The 16,898-nt window shown below is 41.7% G+C and carries 13 protein-coding genes and 2 pseudogenes; 11 read left to right on the top strand and 4 right to left on the bottom strand.

Annotated features, from left to right (window positions below; translation table 11 throughout):
* The first annotated feature begins 80 nt into the window (after positions 1 to 80).
* Entirely contained in the window at positions 81 to 314 is a 234-nt protein-coding gene (locus tag V7K85_RS16760; RefSeq protein ID WP_196522570.1) for a hypothetical protein, read from the top strand.
* A 400-nt stretch (positions 315 to 714) separates the two neighbouring features.
* Here V7K85_RS16760 and V7K85_RS16755 read toward each other — a convergent pair whose 3' ends face one another.
* Entirely contained in the window at positions 715 to 849 is a 135-nt protein-coding gene (locus V7K85_RS16755) for a hypothetical protein (RefSeq protein WP_334814747.1), read from the bottom strand.
* A gap of 57 nt (positions 850 to 906) precedes the next feature.
* The gene (cimA, locus tag V7K85_RS16750) at positions 907 to 2,562 is read right to left on the bottom strand and encodes a citramalate synthase (RefSeq protein WP_334814746.1); all 1,656 of its coding nucleotides are present in this window, start codon (positions 2,560 to 2,562) and stop codon (positions 907 to 909) included.
* Positions 2,563 to 2,637: 75 nt separating this feature from the next.
* Between cimA and V7K85_RS16745 the strand changes: the two are divergent.
* From V7K85_RS16745 to V7K85_RS16720, 6 genes and pseudogenes are all read left to right on the top strand, one after another.
* A pseudogene (locus V7K85_RS16745) lies at positions 2,638 to 2,977 on the top strand (2Fe-2S iron-sulfur cluster-binding protein).
* Between the two features lie 15 nt (positions 2,978 to 2,992).
* The gene (locus V7K85_RS16740) at positions 2,993 to 3,391 is read left to right on the top strand and encodes a hypothetical protein (RefSeq protein ID WP_334814745.1); all 399 of its coding nucleotides are present in this window, start codon (positions 2,993 to 2,995) and stop codon (positions 3,389 to 3,391) included.
* A gap of 129 nt (positions 3,392 to 3,520) precedes the next feature.
* On the top strand, positions 3,521 to 5,509 hold the full coding sequence (thiO, locus tag V7K85_RS16735) for a glycine oxidase ThiO (protein WP_334814744.1): 1,989 nt from the start codon (positions 3,521 to 3,523) through the stop codon (positions 5,507 to 5,509).
* Positions 5,510 to 5,646: 137 nt separating this feature from the next.
* Positions 5,647 to 5,832: a photosystem II assembly protein Psb34 gene (gene psb34 / locus V7K85_RS16730; RefSeq protein WP_334814743.1), complete on the top strand. Its 186-nt coding sequence runs from the start codon at positions 5,647 to 5,649 to the stop codon at positions 5,830 to 5,832.
* Positions 5,833 to 6,086: 254 nt separating this feature from the next.
* Complete coding sequence (locus V7K85_RS16725; protein WP_334814742.1) at positions 6,087 to 8,300, top strand: tetratricopeptide repeat protein; 2,214 nt, start codon at positions 6,087 to 6,089, stop codon at positions 8,298 to 8,300.
* Positions 8,301 to 8,776: 476 nt separating this feature from the next.
* Positions 8,777 to 9,517 (top strand): choice-of-anchor K domain-containing protein, encoded by a 741-nt coding sequence (locus V7K85_RS16720; protein WP_334814741.1) that lies wholly within the window; start codon positions 8,777 to 8,779, stop codon positions 9,515 to 9,517.
* 242 nt (positions 9,518 to 9,759) lie between these two features.
* Here V7K85_RS16720 and V7K85_RS16715 read toward each other — a convergent pair whose 3' ends face one another.
* Complete coding sequence (locus V7K85_RS16715) at positions 9,760 to 9,960, bottom strand: hypothetical protein (RefSeq protein WP_334814740.1); 201 nt, start codon at positions 9,958 to 9,960, stop codon at positions 9,760 to 9,762.
* Positions 9,961 to 10,318: 358 nt separating this feature from the next.
* A complete protein-coding gene (locus V7K85_RS16710) occupies positions 10,319 to 10,507 on the bottom strand; it encodes a hypothetical protein (protein ID WP_334814739.1) in 189 nt (62 codons plus the stop codon).
* Positions 10,508 to 10,761: 254 nt separating this feature from the next.
* Here V7K85_RS16710 and V7K85_RS16705 point away from each other — a divergent pair, with 254 nt between their 5' ends.
* The 4 genes and pseudogenes from V7K85_RS16705 to V7K85_RS16690 all read left to right on the top strand — a co-directional run.
* Positions 10,762 to 12,576 carry an NACHT domain-containing protein gene (locus tag V7K85_RS16705; protein ID WP_334814738.1) on the top strand — a complete coding sequence of 605 codons (1,815 nt, stop codon included), beginning with the start codon at positions 10,762 to 10,764 and terminating at the stop codon, positions 12,574 to 12,576.
* Between the two features lie 123 nt (positions 12,577 to 12,699).
* Positions 12,700 to 13,185, top strand: a complete 486-nt coding sequence (locus tag V7K85_RS16700; RefSeq protein WP_334814737.1) for an NACHT C-terminal helical domain 2-containing protein — start codon at positions 12,700 to 12,702, stop codon at positions 13,183 to 13,185.
* A 433-nt stretch (positions 13,186 to 13,618) separates the two neighbouring features.
* Entirely contained in the window at positions 13,619 to 14,332 is a 714-nt protein-coding gene (locus tag V7K85_RS16695) for a conjugal transfer protein TrbI (protein WP_334814736.1), read from the top strand.
* A gap of 1,654 nt (positions 14,333 to 15,986) precedes the next feature.
* Positions 15,987 to 16,622 (top strand): annotated as a pseudogene (locus V7K85_RS16690) (S-layer homology domain-containing protein); the annotation flags it as partial.
* Between the last annotated feature and the right edge of the window lie 276 nt (positions 16,623 to 16,898).

Here is a 16,898-nt window from a genome sequence, read left to right as displayed (position 1 = left end):
AGTTTCGTAAAGATTCAGTGAAGAAATTTTAAGAGTTTGTCAAAGTTATTGTTCATTTTGTATTTTTGTAAACCCACGCCATGAATTATCCTATTCCAGACAGTCCCCAGGAAATTGTTGCCCTGCGACAACAGCCGATTGATGAAGAACTAGTTGCCAGTGCGATCGCTGGAGTAATTAAAATTGTCCGCGCTCAGGGTCAATCTTTGGAAGAATTAACCGCTCAGTTGCTAGCAGATGATCCACTGCTGGATCAGCAACAACGTCGCTGGTTGAGCCAATTAGTTGCCCAATCCTGGGAAAAGTTCTCCTAAAACCTTGCATAGGATGAAGTTTTTGTCGCAGCATTAGATTTCTAGCTCTGCACCTAAATATCGGTGATGCCTGCGGCGGGCTGCACCTACGCATTTTAGGTGTAGGAGTAACAATAATTCTCAGTATGTAATTGGCAATTGGGTTGCTATTTTTGCATTTATGGCATAGAAGCCACTAAATTAACCATATCAGCGTTTTAGGTTGCTAATGAATTTTACAACGTTCTGAAACGGAAACATCTCTGGTGCAAACCAGGGGTCTTTTTTATGAATCAATCCTCATGCTCTTTGAACGACACCTCAACACCTTAGCGGAATAAATGTTTTTGGCACACAACTTAGTTGAGCGATGCCTATGGCGGGCTACGCCTACGCACCTTGGCTGTTGAGGTGAGAATAATTATTTGTATGGAATTGGCAATTGGGCTGCTATTTTTGCATTTACGGCATAGAAGCGATTAATTTTAGGTTGGGTAAAGCGACTGCCAAACCCAATAAAGGCTTGAAGTGCGTAGGCGTAGCCCGCCGTAGGCATCGCTTCCCCTTCTCATCCAAAAGCGTCAACTCCTCATACACTACATATCCCTTTTTGTCAACCAGAAGCTTTCACCGCCGCTTCTGCTTGGGAGTGTAACAACAAACCGTATTCCAATCCCTCCACTACCGCTTGATAAGAAGCCTCCAAAATATTGGTGGAAACTCCTACCGTTGTCCAGCGTTGACGACCATTGCCTGATTCTACCAAGACACGAGTTTTCGCCGCAGTGCCTGTATGTCCGTTGAGAATCCGCACTTTGTAATCTGTCAAATCAAAGGTTGCTATTTGGGGATAAAAGTTTACCAAAGCCTTGCGTAAAGCCGCATCCAAAGCTGCCACGGGGCCGTTACCTTCCGCTGCCTCCAAAATATTTTTCCCGTCAACAGCGATTTTGACTGTAGCTAGGGCATTGCTAGTTTCTTTTCCCTCAATCAAGTCACAGTGGACTTGAAAACCTTTGACTTCAAAAAACTTCTGGCGACCTCCCAAAGCTTCGTGCATCAACAGCGCAAAACTTGCCTCTGCTGCCTCAAATTGAAATCCTTCACTCTCCAATTCTTTGAGGCGCTGGAGAATTTGCTTGGCTTCTGCCTTTAGCTGATCGAGGTTAATGCCAAAACTCCGGGCTTTGGCTAAAACATTGCTAAGTCCAGACTGTTCAGAAATCACGATGCGGCGATGATTCCCGACTTGTTCTGGCTGAATGTGTTCGTAAGTTAGGGGATTACGTTCTACGGCTGATACATGAATACCGCCTTTGTGGGCAAAAGCCGAAAGTCCCACAAAGGGAGCGTGTTCATCTGGCGCGAGGTTGACCACCTCACTCACAAAACGACTAGCTTCTGTAAGTTGTGTAAGCTGGTCTTCTGTGATACAACTGTAACCCGCCTTCAGTTGTAAATTGGGAATTAACGAACAGAGGTTAGCATTACCGCAACGTTCACCGTAACCGTTAATTGTGCCCTGTACCATTTTTGCCCCTGCCATTACGGCGGCTATTGCATTAGCAACCGCCATTTCTGAATCATTATGAGTGTGAATTCCAATTTGAGGAATTGGGGATTGGGAAGATTCTTTCCTAGTTCCCAGTCCCCATTCCCCAGTCACCCTAACCACATCTTGAACAATTTGGCTAATTTCGTGGGTTAAAGTGCCGCCATTGGTATCACAGAGGACTAGCCATTCAGCACCAGATGCGATCGCAGCCTCTAATGTCTGTAAAGCATAATCTGGATTGTGCTTGTAACCATCAAACCAATGTTCGGCATCGTAGATAATGCGACGTCCTTGAGAACGAAGGTATTCAATGGTGTCACGAATCATCGCCAAATTTTCTTCTAATGTCGTCTTGAGGCTGGTTGTAACATGTAAATCCCAAGACTTGCCAAAAATCGTTACCCAGCGAGTTCCCGCAGCCAAAATATCCTGTAGCATCGGTTCGGTTGCGGCAGAACTATTGGGGCGTCGAGTCGAACAAAAAGCCACAATTTCAGCTTGTTTGAGCGGATCTTCTTGGAGTTGCCAGAAAAATTGTACATCCTTGGGATTGGCACCAGGCCAACCGCCTTCAATAAAGGGAATTCCCAGTTGATCGAGTCTCTTGGCAATGCGTAACTTATCTTCTATCGATACTGATAGCCCCTCGCGCTGAGTGCCATCCCGTAATGTAGTGTCATAGAGCCAAAGTTGAGGTGAAGAATTTGTGGTCATAAAACTGGGACCGACGAGACAACTTTCGAGGCAATGTGTCAATATACAACAAAAAGCCAGTTTGGCAATTTAAAAATGCCTAAGGTACTAGCTGAAGGTAAAACAATTGAGTGCGAGCAGGGAAGCAATCTCCGAAAAATTTTGCTGCAAAATAGTATTCACCTCTACAATGACGGTGCTAAGGTAATAAACTGTCGGGGCATTGGCAGTTGCGGAACCTGCGCGGTTAAGGTAGAGGGCGAAGTATCAGCAGCGAATTGGCGTGATCGAGCACGACGGTCGCTTCCTCCCCATTCTCCTACAACAGACTTGCGTAAGAAACTGTCAAACTCAGGTTTTAGGCGATGTGAAAGTGACAAAGTTTGATGGATTTTGGGGACAAGGTTCTCGAATAGTGTGGACACCAAAAGGTTAAAAGGAGTAAGACAAGATGGGTAGATGGACACCCTTAATTCTAATGGCTGGAGGTTTGGCCATTCTGCTTGGTACATTACTAGGCATCAACTTTCCGATGGGCGTACAAAGCGCTAACAATCCCGGTGGCAAAGCAGCAAAAGTCCTGCCAGCTAATATCAATGTTAATAGTAGTGCTGGCAGTAAGAATGATGAAACTGCAACTGAAGGAAACGAAACAACTCAAACAAACCAAACCAGGCGCAGTATTGTAGCCCCAAGACCTGACAACAGGAGTAACGTTGCCCAGAATTCTGGCGATGATTCAACATCACCTGCTGACAATACAACAGACGGCAATACAGATAATTCCGCAACAGACACGCCATCCAGTAATACAAATCAAGGCAACGAACCAATTCGCGCCTTGTGGTAACGATAGATCCGTCTTTAGTTACGAGTTATAAGTTATAAGTTATGAGTTATTAGTTATGAGTTATTAGTTATGTACTAATGATAAATGACTAATGACTAATACTTCGGCTTCGCTCAGTACAAGTGACTAATGACTAGTGAGACTGTAATTATTGGTGGCGGCGTTATTGGTTTAGCGATCGCCATTGAACTAAAACTGCGCGGGACAAGTGTCACCGTGCTTTGTCGTGACTTCCAGGCTGCCGCTACCCACGCTGCCGCTGGAATGTTGGCACCAGATGCGGAAAACATCCCTAATGGGGCAATGCGTTCCTTGTGTTGGCGATCGCGTGCTTTGTATCCCGACTGGACACGCAAACTAGAAGAACTGACCGGCTTAAATACCAGCTACTGGCCCTGCGGTATCCTCGCACCTGTCTTTGAGGAGGCAGGGGGGCAGGGAGTAGGTAAACCCAGAGTAAGAGAAGAAAATTCTCTCTCATCCCCCGCTTACTGGTTAGACAAAGAGGTAATTCATCAATATCAGTCAGGATTGGGAGCAGAGGTAGTTGGTGGCTGGTGGTATCCTGAAGATGCACAAGTTGATAATAAGGCTCTAGCTCACGTATTGTGGACGGCGGCTGAGTCTGTTGGTGTTGAACTCAAAGATGGCATTACAGTAGAAGCATTTTTACAGCAGCAGGGACAAGTGGTTGGCGTGCAAACCAATGCTGGGGTAATTCGCGCCGCGCATTATGTTTTAGCTTCAGGTGCTTGGTCAAATGAATTGTTACCACTACCCCTGCGCCCCAGAAAAGGGCAAATGCTGAGTGTGCGGATACCGGAATTTGTGCCGGAATTGCCCTTGAAACGGATTTTGTTTGGGCAAGATATTTACATCGTACCAAGACGCGATCGGCTGATTATTGGGGCAACAAGCGAAGACGTTGGCTTCATCCCTGAGAACACCCCAGAAGGCATCCAAACATTACTACAAGCTGCCATCCGGCTATATCCCCAACTAAAGCATTATCCCATCCAGGAATTCTGGTGGGGATTTCGCCCAGCCACCCCCGATGAATTACCCATCCTTGGTATTAGCCACTGTCAAAATTTAACCCTTGCTACTGGTCATTACCGTAACGGGATTTTACTTGCACCCGTAACTGCGGCATTGATTGCCGATCTAATCTTGGAACAAAAGTCTGACCACCTACTTGCTGATTTTCACTATTCGCGCTTCCAGTCCAAGTCATCTACCTCCACCCCAATGCTGACTAACTCTGCTAATTTCTCCAACGGGCATCGTCCTGTTATATCCCCACAGCACCCACCACTCCCGACTCAAGACTCCCCACTGATTATCGCTGGTAAAACCTTCCAATCCCGCTTGATGACAGGAACTGGTAAGTATCGCAGTATTGAGGAAATGCAACAAAGTATCGCCGCCAGCGATTGCCAGATTGTCACCGTAGCAGTACGACGGGTACAAACCAAGGCTGCCGGACATGAAGGTTTAGCTGAAGCCTTAGATTGGACGAAAATTTGGATGTTGCCCAATACCGCAGGTTGTCAAACTGCTGAAGAGGCAATTCGGGTGGCGCGTTTAGGGCGAGAAATGGCGAAATTGTTAGGGCAGGAAGATAATCACTTTGTCAAGTTAGAAGTAATACCTGACCTTAAGTATTTACTTCCAGACCCGATTGGGACACTGCAAGCAGCAGAACAACTAGTCAAAGAAGGCTTTGCAGTATTACCTTATATCAACGCTGACCCCATGTTAGCCAAGCGCTTAGAAGATGTAGGCTGTGCTACAGTAATGCCTTTGGCATCGCCAATTGGATCTGGACAAGGGCTGAAAACAACTGCCAATATCCAAATCATCATCGAAAATGCAGGCGTGCCAGTGGTAGTAGATGCCGGTATTGGTTCACCCTCAGAAGCTGCCCAGGCAATGGAATTGGGAGCAGATGCCTTGTTGATTAATAGTGCGATCGCCCTTTCTCCAAACCCAGCAGCAATGGCTCGTGCCATGAATTTAGCAACAGTCGCCGGCCGTCTAGCATACCTTGCTGGCAGGATGCCCATTAAAGATTACGCCAGTCCTAGTTCTCCTCTGACTGGGACGATTACTAGTTAGGGACTCGATACTGGGGACTAGGGGAATTTTATATATTTGATCCCCAATCCCCAATGTAACGATTTGTCTAGCAGTTTGAGAGCCGATTTAGCATTTATGTAACATTAAATGAACAATAAAGATAAAGGAATTAATTCATGCCTTATACAAATGAAGAAGGCGGTCTTCTGAATAATTTTGCCCGCGAACCAAAGATTTATCAAGCAGAACCTGCCACAGAAGGGCAAAAGCGAACTTATATCTTACTAGGAATCGCCGCTATAGCTTTGGTTGGCGGTTTGATTCTAGTCGCCTTCTTTGTTTCCCAAGTCAGTTTAAGATAAAACATTTTTACTAAAATTTCATCTTTATAGTTTTTCAGGTTCCGATTTTAAGAGGGGCCTGCTTTTTTATTTTTTGTTAAAATTGAATTAGCAATTAAAGTATAATTATATACTGTTTTATTTTACTAAACCTGAAGGCTGAATTTATCCTAAGCAGCATAACATCGACTTAAAAATCATTTTTATGATCAGTTTAGCCCACTTGGATGCACCCAGAAAGGTGATATGTACTGTGTTTTGGCTCTTTAGCCGCCATGAGCGTGAATGATACTGCACACAACGATAATTTTGCTTGGAATCGGCAAGTATACCACCGCCTGAAACTTGCCCTAAGTCTTGGCTTACGACGACAACTTTTTTTAGCAGTATGTGATGATTTACACTTGAGAAATCAAGTAGCGGCCCGTTTGCATTCTACATTGGCTTATCCTGTTGGACAAGTGCTATATCAGCCATCAAATACTCAGGAAAATAGCACTCCAGCTTATCCGCGATTAGTTACGTTGCGTTTGAATTTAAACGATCCCAATCCCATAGTTCAAATAAATCAATGGTTGGCAAATTATCCACCGCCAATCATTGGGGCATCAAAAGATACCCCAGGAAGACCTTTTCCAATACCAGCATTTCAGATTGTAGGCGTGGAGCAGCTTACCAAACAACCAGTGGCAACACAACGGTTATTTTTGCACTATCTCCGCTTAAGTGAGCAATATTTCTCTAAACAAGAATCCAGCCGATTTCTAGAATCTAACTTGCTGCTGTGGATACCACATCCTTGGTTATCTGCTATCAAGCAATCAGCAGCACAGTTTTGGCGTTGCCGTACTGGCGTATTTGTGTTTGCCGGAGAACCCACACCAGCAACTCAGAATTCGGGCTATCCAGAACGTTTTTCACGTTCTGGAAGCTTGGATTTAGGGAATATTCAGCAGTCGATTCTAGATGAATCAGTTACTCAAGCAGAACTCACAACCGCAGCCACCGAGTTAAAGTTTAAGAATAATTTCGATTTTCCGGCAGAAACACAAGGGAATAACCTACACAAAACCCAGGAAGTTTCGCCGTCAACAGCGGATTTCTTGAAGACTGTGCCACAACAGCAGGAATCTACTAATAGATCTGGTAGTGGGAATAATAATCAATCGCTGTCGTCTTTATCTTATATTAGCAGCGAGTTAACGGAGCTAGTAATAGCAACAATCAACACAAATATTGCTCAAAATACAGAGGATTATTTACAACCGCAGCAGATTTTGTTGGAGATTGAAGAATTACATAAAAAGCAAGTTCCAGGGGAGGTACTGGCAGAAGCTTATCATCGCTTGGGCATCTTATACCGCCTTCGCATTGAGCGAGGAGAGTCAACCCTAGAAAACCTGATGGTGGCGATTATTGCCTATCAGGAGGCAATTAGCTATGATGAAGCCTCACCGCAACTCCCAGATATCTTGAATGATTTGGGTACACTCTACTGGATGCTATATCGCACACCACCCAATTCTGAGGAGGGACAAACTTATATAGAGCAGGCAATAGAATTTTATCAGTTGGCGTTAAAGATGATCTCACCCCAGACACATCCGGAAACTTACGCTCGTGTGCAAAATAATTTGGGGACAGCTTATGGTGATTTAGCTCGTTTTTCTCACCCATCTGAAAATTGGCAGCAAGCAATATTAGCTTACAGTGAAGCACTCAGTTACCGTATAGCCGAGATGGACTCATTAAAGTATGCGGCTTGCCAGAACAATTTGGGTACTGCTTACTGGCATCTAGGGCAATACAATCAACCGATTGTGCATTTAAAGAAAGCGATCGCAGCTTACAACGAAGCACTTGTACACTACAATCCCGAAGAGGAACCGCTCAAGTATGGCATGATTCAAAACAACATAGGTACTGCCTGTTGGAATCTGGCACAATACGAACAACCTGCCCAAAATCTCCACCTAGCTATAGATGTCTACAGCGAAGCTCTCAAGTATCGCACTCCAGCTAATGTTCCCAGCGCTTGCGCCGCTACACAAAATAATCTGGGTAGTGCTTACTGGCATCTAGCAAACCTATCTCAGACAACTAAAGAGGCAGGGCAAAAGTATCTGCAACTATGCATCAGCGCTTATGAAGAAGCCATAGCCTTGGCTCACTCACTTAGCGGTACTCCTTTAAGTTTTGATTTGCTTGCCTCTCACAATAACCTGGCTTTAGCACATTATCAGCTAGTAATAGATAAGTTGTTTAATGGTGACAAAGCAACATGTTCTCAACACTTAGAAATAGCATTAGATAACCATTTGCAAGCCTTAAACGGATTAAGTAAACAACCAGAGGTTTATCAAACAACCTTCACTTATGTAGTGAAAACTATTCGTGCTTTTCATCATGAATTAGGGATACATGGACAAAATCTGGCTTTATCTAAAGTTCCTAGTCAGTTATTGCCAGAGATTTTGTCAAAGTTATAAAGCATATGCCGAAAATCCTTAAAGATGAACATGATTAGCAACTTCTCAAATAAATTGAGTCGCCCTCATAATTGTCAAGTTGTTAAAGTTCGCTTGGGATTACACCCTTGTTTTATCCCTTGCAGTTATTCTTGAATTTGACCAACGAATCACATTCGTTCCAATAGCGCTGGGAGTGTCAAAAAAGAGTAACTTGATATCAACTTGACACTTTCTCCGTGAACCAAGTAAGATAGCGATGTCTACGATGGACTACGCCTACGTAAACAGTTTTACTAATTACAAAGTGGTGAAATTTTTGGAGAACCCATAAAGTTAGGTCAATAAATATAAATTTTTAAATAAAATATTTTTAAATATATATAAATATTTTATAAAAAATACAATAAATATTGGCGTATTTTCTGTAAATTTACTAACGTAGACTGGAGATCTAGTTGTGAGAAAGCTCCAAAATGAGAATTGAAACCTAAGTTATGAAACTAAGTTTAATTTTTGCGACTGCTATATCTAGTTTTTTTGTGAGTGCGACCGCAGGATTTGGTTTCTCTGGTCAAGCACATGCTCTAACTTTTTCTGGTATCTCTAATGGTACATGGGGAGAACCTACTCCAGGAAGTCTAGATATCAATCCTCTATATACGGGTGTGGGAAGCAACACATTTATTTGGGGTGATGGTAATGTATGTCCACCAAGTTTAAGTACTTCTAGTGGCTGTACAATAACAGGCTCAAATGAACTTATCGTTAATGGAAATTCCTTTTCAACTGATATTAACTCTGCATTCAAAATAGCTGATTTAACTTACTTTAATGGAACGGTACTTAAAGGTACAAGCGTTGAATTTGTACCTTTAAATCTCAATGTATCATTCAGATCGGCCGTTGGAATCAGCCAAGTTTTTGACTTCAACTTGCGTCTAGTAAATACACCTAACGAAGCAACAGATCCTAAAATAAATGCAGACTTTGTATTTCTAGACACAAATTTCAGTAATCGTAGTTTCATTTTTGAAGGCAATAAATACACGCTTGAGCTAACTGGCTTTAATTCAGACTTTCGCCAGATAAGTATTGAGGGCCTTGAAGGAACCACAACTAAAGTAGCTATTTATGCCAAAATCGAAACCATACCCGAACCTGCAACAGTAGCAGGTATATCCCTGCTAGGGATATACCTGATATCTCGGAAAAAATTTTTGGAAAAGAAATACTAACAGCTTTGGCGGTTAGAACAGCTACTCCTGTTCGCCCTTAAGGATGTAATGACACTAGGGAATTTGCCGGCTGCAATATGTATGAGGTTTATAGCAGTTTTCGTACCCTGCGGGAAGTCCTACAAACGGTACGCCAGTTTACTCAAGTCTGTTAACCCGCCCACACAAATGGCTCCATCCACACAATTGAGAACCGCTATAAACCTCGTATTCCATAGTTATTGATGGCAATTGAATAAATTTTAACCCAGCACAAGAATTGCTGCGATCGCATCAAAAATTTCTAGCACTAACCCTTTCAAGGTGACTCGTAAAATCTCTTGTTTTTTCTCAGCGCTTTCAGCGCCTCTGCGGTTTAATGTCCTAGTGATTGCTTCCAGAAGAGAAGATTTACCCGCACCATTGGAACCACACAAGCCGTGTGCAAAACGCCAAAATCTCAAGTTGCATCACAGTAACAGAGGAAGTTTGTGAGGATAAGTTGTACTGGGATCATTCACGCTATAGCGTCACATTTACTTTTAATAATTAACAGTACAGATGCACTGTTTGTTAGTTTAGCTATCTAAATATCAGGTTTCTAGTCTTAAAGACTTCAATTTTACAAAAATTTATAATTCTCTGAGTGAATTTTTCTTGTTGCATGAATAATTTTTGCTGTATTCAGAGAAAAACGAAACTTCCGTGGAAGGATAATAAAAAATTAAAACCCGCACTGGCGGGTTTCGTTTCTATAATTGTCCGATTTTGAGTCGCCAAGACAGAATTTTAGTTTGGCTAGTTGCGTAGGCGTAGCCCGTCCTAGACATCGCTTGACCTTGGCCGAGGTATCAACAATCCAATATATGTACCGACAGCAAATTTTGTTAAATCGAGAAATGGAGGGCGACTCTTTTCGTCGATAACTGCAAGAGTTAAAGAACCAATCACCATAATCAGCGTTACAACAGCCAGCACTTCATCTCTTGAAGGAAATTTCTTGGATAACATTTACCTACTCCTGAATTAATTGATTCAATACATTTACTGTCTCAACTGTGACTGGGAGATTTCGCTCAAACTTAGGCTGACATACCCTAACATTGCCTTACATATCTGTAATCTTTAGGTATATAGGACTTACGCAAAAAACCTCTCAAACTCTTATTCCTCCGTGTCCTCTGCGTCCTCTGTGGTTCGATTTTCCGTTACCTGTGCGTAAGTCCTGGTATAGACTGGTTTTTAGGTAATTGTGAGATTAGCCAATGCAACCGTTACAGCGTAAATTTTTGACTGATGTAGCTCGTAAGTATGAGCTTTCTCCAGAGCAGGAGAAGGCTTTTATAGAACTATATAGTAGGGAAAATAAAGATGAACGAGGGGTTGCAGAAGCTCTCTATATTTCTGACAATGCTTTTCGCACTCGCATGACTGGTGTTTATAGCAAGTTCAGTATTCGCGGCAAGGGCCCAGGTAAATTTTCTAAACTGCGCGATTTTCTGATTCAGGAGTACCAGAAATCTAATATTTTAACAATTCCATCTACTTCCAAACCCTCTGCTCCCAAAATAGATGTATATGCACTAGTCCAAGAGGTACGCGAAAAGATAAAACCCATCATTCAAGAACGCTGCGGCACAATGCGGGTGCTAGATATGAGTCAACCCATTGGATTGAATGACATTTACACCAGCGTCAATATATTAGAGACAATCACTGGACAGCAACGATTAGGAATTAATGAATTATTGCAAGAATGTACAAAAGAGGATTTTGACCGCTTTACACTGACGAGGATCACTGCAAAACGAGTGCCAGGACTAGAGGCGGTTGAGAAATATTCCAAGCTGATGATATTGGGTAAGCCAGGGGCAGGTAAAACCACATTTCTGAAGTATTTAGCGATTCAGTGTATTGGAGGTGAGTTTCAGGCTGAAGGTGTACCGATTTTTGTTACCCTCAAAAACTTTGCAGAAGCTGCAAACAAACCTGGATTATTGCAACACATCACTGAAGAGCCGATAAATCATATCTCTTCTATCCGAGATGTACTAACCTATGGCAAGGGATTAGTTTTACTCGATGGGTTGGATGAAGTTAGAGAAGAGGAAAGTAACCGTGTATTAAAGGAAATTCGTGAGTTTTCTGATCGTTTCCCAAACAATCAGTTTGTCATGACTTGCCGGATTGCAGCACGGGAGTATACTTTTGAGAAGTTTACAGAGGTGGAAGTTGCTGATTTTGACGATGACCAAATTTTCCACTTTACCAATAACTGGTTTAAGGATAAAGCTGTAAAACCAGAGACTTTTATCAAACGTCTCAAAGAAAATAAGCGCATCAAAGAACTTGCAGCAAGTCCGCTGCTGACGTTACTTTGTTTAGCATTTGAAGAGTCAGGGGATTTCCCTGCAAATCGTTCTGAGTTATATAAAGAAGGACTGGATGCGTTATTGAAAAAATGGGATGCCAAGCGGGGAATTCAACGCGATCAGATTTACAAAAAGCTATCAGTTCAACGCAAAGAAGATTTACTCAGCAAAATGGCGTTGACTACCTTTGAGAGGAGTGAATATTTCTTCAAGCAGAAAGTAGCAGAACAATACATTACAGAATACATCCGCAATTTACCCGATGCTAATACTGACGAAGAAGCATTGCAACTTGACAGTGAGCAAGTTTTGCGTTCAATTGAACATCATCATGGACTACTGGTAGAACGGTCAAGGAGTATTTATTCATTTTCCCATCTGACATTTCATGAGTATTTTACTGCTAGAGAAATCAAAGAAAGGTCTGCCTTGGAAACTTTGGTAGAGCATATCACTGAGAAACGATGGCGAGAAGTCTTTTTTCTAACCGCAGGCATGATGTTGAAAGCTGATGATTTAGTGCTGTTGATGAAGCAAAAGATTGATGGTTTGTTAGCGCTTGACAAAAAGCTACAGGAGTTTATGCTGTGGATAGATAAGAAAAGCAGGTCAGTTGATACTCCTTACAAACCTGTTGCAGTTCGAGCTTTATACACATTTGATTTAATAGATTATATTCATTTTCTTGATAAAAATCTCAGTTGGTAACTTGCTCTTAACTACGAAAATGCTATCGATCCAGATTATGAAAAGGGTTATGATGATTGGATACAACAATTACAAGAAAGGAGAGCCTTTGGATTTGGAAATGATGACTACAATGACAATTCGATGCCTAATCCTAACGAAATAGATAGAACTCCCTTTAACTGGGATCTTGCAATTGATTTTGAGCTTAACCAGATTTTTTCTCAAAATTTAAACTTAATTAATTATGAAACCCTTACTTTTCAACTTGACGAGGCTATTTACCATACTCTTGATTCCCAGTTACAGCAGAAATTGCAAAGTTTGCATATACAATTATTAGATTTTGTAAGTAATACTTGGGAGATTTGTGAGGATTTGTTGCAGGGAAACGGTCAAGTATGGACTGAACAACTTAGAGATATCATGATTGAGCATCGTAATATCGGTCATGATTGGCAGTTCAGTAACGAGCAAGAAGAATTGCTTCAGCAGTATTATGATGCCAATAAATTACTGATAGATTGCCTAAATAGCGATTGTTATGTTAGCCGTGAAGTACGACAGCAAATAGAAGATACTTTGCTATTACCGATCGCAGAGATTAAACAGCGTCAGCAGCAATCTTAAATACACATATAGCAGATAGTTGATCTTTCAGTCCCACAGGTAAATCATTCGTTAAGAAAACGAAAACATTTTCCAAGTCCTAGCAAATCAATCTAGAATAAAAGTAATAGTTCGCAGTTAGTCCATTCGCCTCGATTCAATGGCTTAGATATGGGGACATAAGTAATAAAACAGCATTTGGGAACAAGATGATACTCGTTTTGCGTCCGATGAATATCTCGCCTCTGATTTTAGTGACGCACATTAGCAGGATACAAATTCTGAGGAGCGATGTCTACGATGGACTATTCGGCGTTGCGATGCCCAGACTCCCCATGATAATAAATACTTTTCTCTTCGGAATACGCCTATAGACAGGTTAATAAACAGTCAGAAACAAACTCAGTGAATCTCCGTCATTACATACATCACATACACAAAGGACAACCCTCTTATGACTCGCCTACATCAATGGAAATCTGGAACTGCTGCACTTATGGCAATAGCAGTTACTACAAGCGTCATTAGCCCCCTATTGGGCTTTGCTCCTGCTAATGCACAATATAGAAATGGGCAATACGGAAACGGGCAATACGGAAACGTTACCATTCCTTCTGGGGTTGCTTTTCCTGTTACCTACGAAAAAGAGACAATTACTATTGCTCCTGGGGAAAGTAAATCTCTAACCTTGAGAATTGCCAATGACATTCTCGACAGAAATAGAAATGTCTTAATTCCTGCTGGTACTAAAGTAAATGGACGGCTAGAACCTGTTGACTTAGATAGTTATTCCAGAGATACAGATCAGAACAAAGGAAAAGGCGTCCGGTTTGTAGCTCAAGAATTAGAATTTTCCAATGGTCAGCGTCAATCGATTAATGCAAGTTCTCGGACATACACCACAACTCAAAGAGTTTCACAGGGGCCTAGCACGAATCAGGTTTTAACTGACGCAGCTATTGGTGGGGGTGCTGGTCTTTTAGGTTCATTAGTTACTGGTAACCGCAGAATTGACGATTTAAAACCTGTTCTGGGTGCGGCTGCGGGTGCGGGTGCGAGTGTCCTGTTGCGGAAAAAACAAGGAAATGCTTTTGTCCTCAGACCTGCACAGGATTTGAAGCTCACACTGAATTCTAACTTGAATTTAGTACCACAATCCCGTTACTAAATTTAACTCAATTCAAGTTGTGACTTTAATCACCTCCGATAGGCGATCGCCACTTTAACTATAGTGGGCGATCGCCTTCATTTTTAACAGTAGAAAATTATATTTAACAGCAACTCTTCTACCTCTATATCGTCTGAATCAGTACTGATATTTATGGGAATACTTATTTAATTGCGTTATCGGTGGAGCTAGGAAAATCGGCTCTATTATATTCTCTATTTAAAAAAGTATTCCAAATTACGGAATATCCTGATATTTTTGTTAAGTAGTAGCGATAAAGGAGCATTTTCTTGTGGTAATTCAAGGTTTCAGTTTAAGTGCATATCTTGCAATTCCCGTAGCGTTAAGTCTTTTGGCTCAGGGAGAAAGGATAAAAGTATCTTTAGTTGAAAATGTCCGTCAGGTATTCACTAACAAGGAAATGAGTCTATCCAACGGCCAGCCAATCGGCACTAAGGCGACTCCGAAAACATACTATGTTAGTGGTACTGGAAACGACGAAAATAATGGAGTTTCCTCTTCATCCGCCTTTAGGACAATTCAAAAGGCAGCAGACCTTACCAACCCTGGCGATACAGTATTGATTATGAATGGAGTCTACACAAATCTAGCCAAAGCTGGGAGTGTAGTAAGTATTAAACGTTCTGGAACTGCAAATGCATGGATTAGGTATAAAGCATATCCTGGGCATTTCCCAAAAATTCAGCATAATACATGGAACGGTATCCTGATCTCAAGTGGAGCTTCATATATCGAGATCAACGGGCTGGAGGTCATAGGGAACAATGCCAATATAACCCTTGATTATGCGATGAGTCAGAAGACTAACAAAGTAAACCCACTTACGAATGGAAACTGCATCAATATTGATGGACGAACCAACGCTCATGTTCATCACATCCGTATTCTGAACAACAAAGTGCATGACTGTGGAGGAGCAGGTATTTCAGCGATTCAATCGGACTATGTGACAGTACATAATAACGTGGTGTTCAATAATGCCTGGTACAGCGTTTTTGGTTGCAGTGGCATTTCAATGTTGAGCAATTGGAATTCTGACAACAACCGGGGATATAAGATGTTCGTGACCAACAATAAGACCTACAACAATCGCATGTACATCCCTTGGATTGCAGTCGGAATGATCACAGACGGTAATGGCATTATTATCGATAGTTCAAAAAATAGTCATAACTCAAAATTGAGTGCATATACAGGACGTACTTTAGTTAAAAGCAATCTTACATTTAAGAATGGTGGATCAGGTATTCATGCATTTTTAAGTGAGCATGTTGATATTGAAAATAACACCGCTGTTTTAAATAATCAGAGTCCAGAAATTAACGATGGACAAATATTTGCTAATATGTCATCTGATGTAAAAATTTCCAATAACATTCTTTACGCTTCTTTTGACAAGGATATTAACAGTAACAATAAAAATGAAAACGTTATTTATCATAATAATGTTTACATTAATAGTTCTAAGATAAATGTTAAGAGTCCTGACGATATTGTTGCAGACTCAGAGTTTTTAAGTAAGCATCCCACTCTAGAAAAAATATCTAGCGATTGGAAATCGCGGCTAGATAAACAAAATTCGCCAACACTGACTTATCTAGAGCCTAAGTCGGCAGATATTGTTTGTGAGCAAATGACTTATCGTTTGCAAGGCAAACTCATCAAAGTCGGATGCTCCCCGCTATCTACTACTTTTTCTGATGTTTCATCTAACTATTGGGCAGCAAAATTTATTCAACAATTATCTGAGCGGGATCTAATTGCCGGATTTCCTGATGGTAGCTTCCGCCCTGAAGAACCGGTGACACGTGCTCAATTTGCGGCTATGGTCAACAAAGCTTTCCAAAATCCACAGCAACGGCAGGCAATCAATTTTACTGATGTGCCCAGCAACTATTGGGCATCCAGTGCGATTGGGCAAGCTTATACGATTGATTTCTTATCAGGTTATCCCGGAAATCGCTTTGAGCCAAACCAAGCTATTCCCCGCCAGCAGGTTTTGGTTTCCCTGGCTAACGGTCTGAAATATAGTCCTGGCGGCAATAGCGAAAGCACTCTGCAATATTTCAACGATGCCTCTAATATCGCTAGCTATGCCCGTAGCTCGATCGCAGCAGCAACTAAAAAGCAAATAGTGGTGAACTATCCGAATGTGAAGTCCCTGAATCCAACCGCAACTGCTACTCGCGCCCAGGTAGCAGCTTTTATCTACCAAGCATTGGTTAGCTCTAATCAAGCCTCAGCAATAAATTCGCCCTATATCGTCTCAAGCCCCAGCAATTAACTGCCCTATGTCGTAACTCAATTCAAGTCGTGACTTTAATCACCCCTGATCGGCGATCACCACTTTAACTATAGTGGGTGATCGCCTTCATTTTTAACCATAAAAATTTTTATTTAACAGAAACTCTTCTACCTCTATATCGTCTAAATCAGCATCGATATTTATTGGAATACTTATTTAATTGCGCTATGGGAGGAGCTAGGAAAGTCAGCTATATTATATTCTCTATTTAAAAGAGTATTCCAAATTATGGAATACCCT

This window comes from Nostoc sp., from assembly GCF_036917615.1.
Classification (GTDB): domain Bacteria; phylum Cyanobacteriota; class Cyanobacteriia; order Cyanobacteriales; family Nostocaceae; genus Nostoc.
Note: the sequence above shows the minus strand (reverse complement) of the source record. Positions and strands in the feature narration are given on the sequence as shown.

Excerpts from the sequence above, each read along its gene's own strand:
- V7K85_RS16760 (WP_196522570.1), top strand. The coding sequence starts at position 81 with ATGAATTATCCTATTCCAGACAGTCCCCAGGAAATTGTTGCCCTGCGA.
- thiO (WP_334814744.1), top strand. The coding sequence starts at position 3,521 with ATGACTAGTGAGACTGTAATTATTGGTGGCGGCGTTATTGGTTTAGCG.
- V7K85_RS16710 (WP_334814739.1), bottom strand. The coding sequence starts at position 10,507 with ATGTTATCCAAGAAATTTCCTTCAAGAGATGAAGTGCTGGCTGTTGTA.
- V7K85_RS16725 (WP_334814742.1), top strand. The coding sequence starts at position 6,087 with ATGAGCGTGAATGATACTGCACACAACGATAATTTTGCTTGGAATCGG.
- V7K85_RS16740 (WP_334814745.1), top strand. The coding sequence starts at position 2,993 with ATGGGTAGATGGACACCCTTAATTCTAATGGCTGGAGGTTTGGCCATT.
- V7K85_RS16755 (WP_334814747.1), bottom strand. The coding sequence starts at position 849 with ATGCCTACGGCGGGCTACGCCTACGCACTTCAAGCCTTTATTGGGTTT.
- V7K85_RS16720 (WP_334814741.1), top strand. The coding sequence starts at position 8,777 with ATGAAACTAAGTTTAATTTTTGCGACTGCTATATCTAGTTTTTTTGTG.
- psb34 (WP_334814743.1), top strand. The coding sequence starts at position 5,647 with ATGCCTTATACAAATGAAGAAGGCGGTCTTCTGAATAATTTTGCCCGC.
- V7K85_RS16695 (WP_334814736.1), top strand. The coding sequence starts at position 13,619 with ATGACTCGCCTACATCAATGGAAATCTGGAACTGCTGCACTTATGGCA.
- V7K85_RS16705 (WP_334814738.1), top strand. The coding sequence starts at position 10,762 with ATGCAACCGTTACAGCGTAAATTTTTGACTGATGTAGCTCGTAAGTAT.
- cimA (WP_334814746.1), bottom strand. The coding sequence starts at position 2,562 with ATGACCACAAATTCTTCACCTCAACTTTGGCTCTATGACACTACATTA.
- V7K85_RS16700 (WP_334814737.1), top strand. The coding sequence starts at position 12,700 with ATGCCTAATCCTAACGAAATAGATAGAACTCCCTTTAACTGGGATCTT.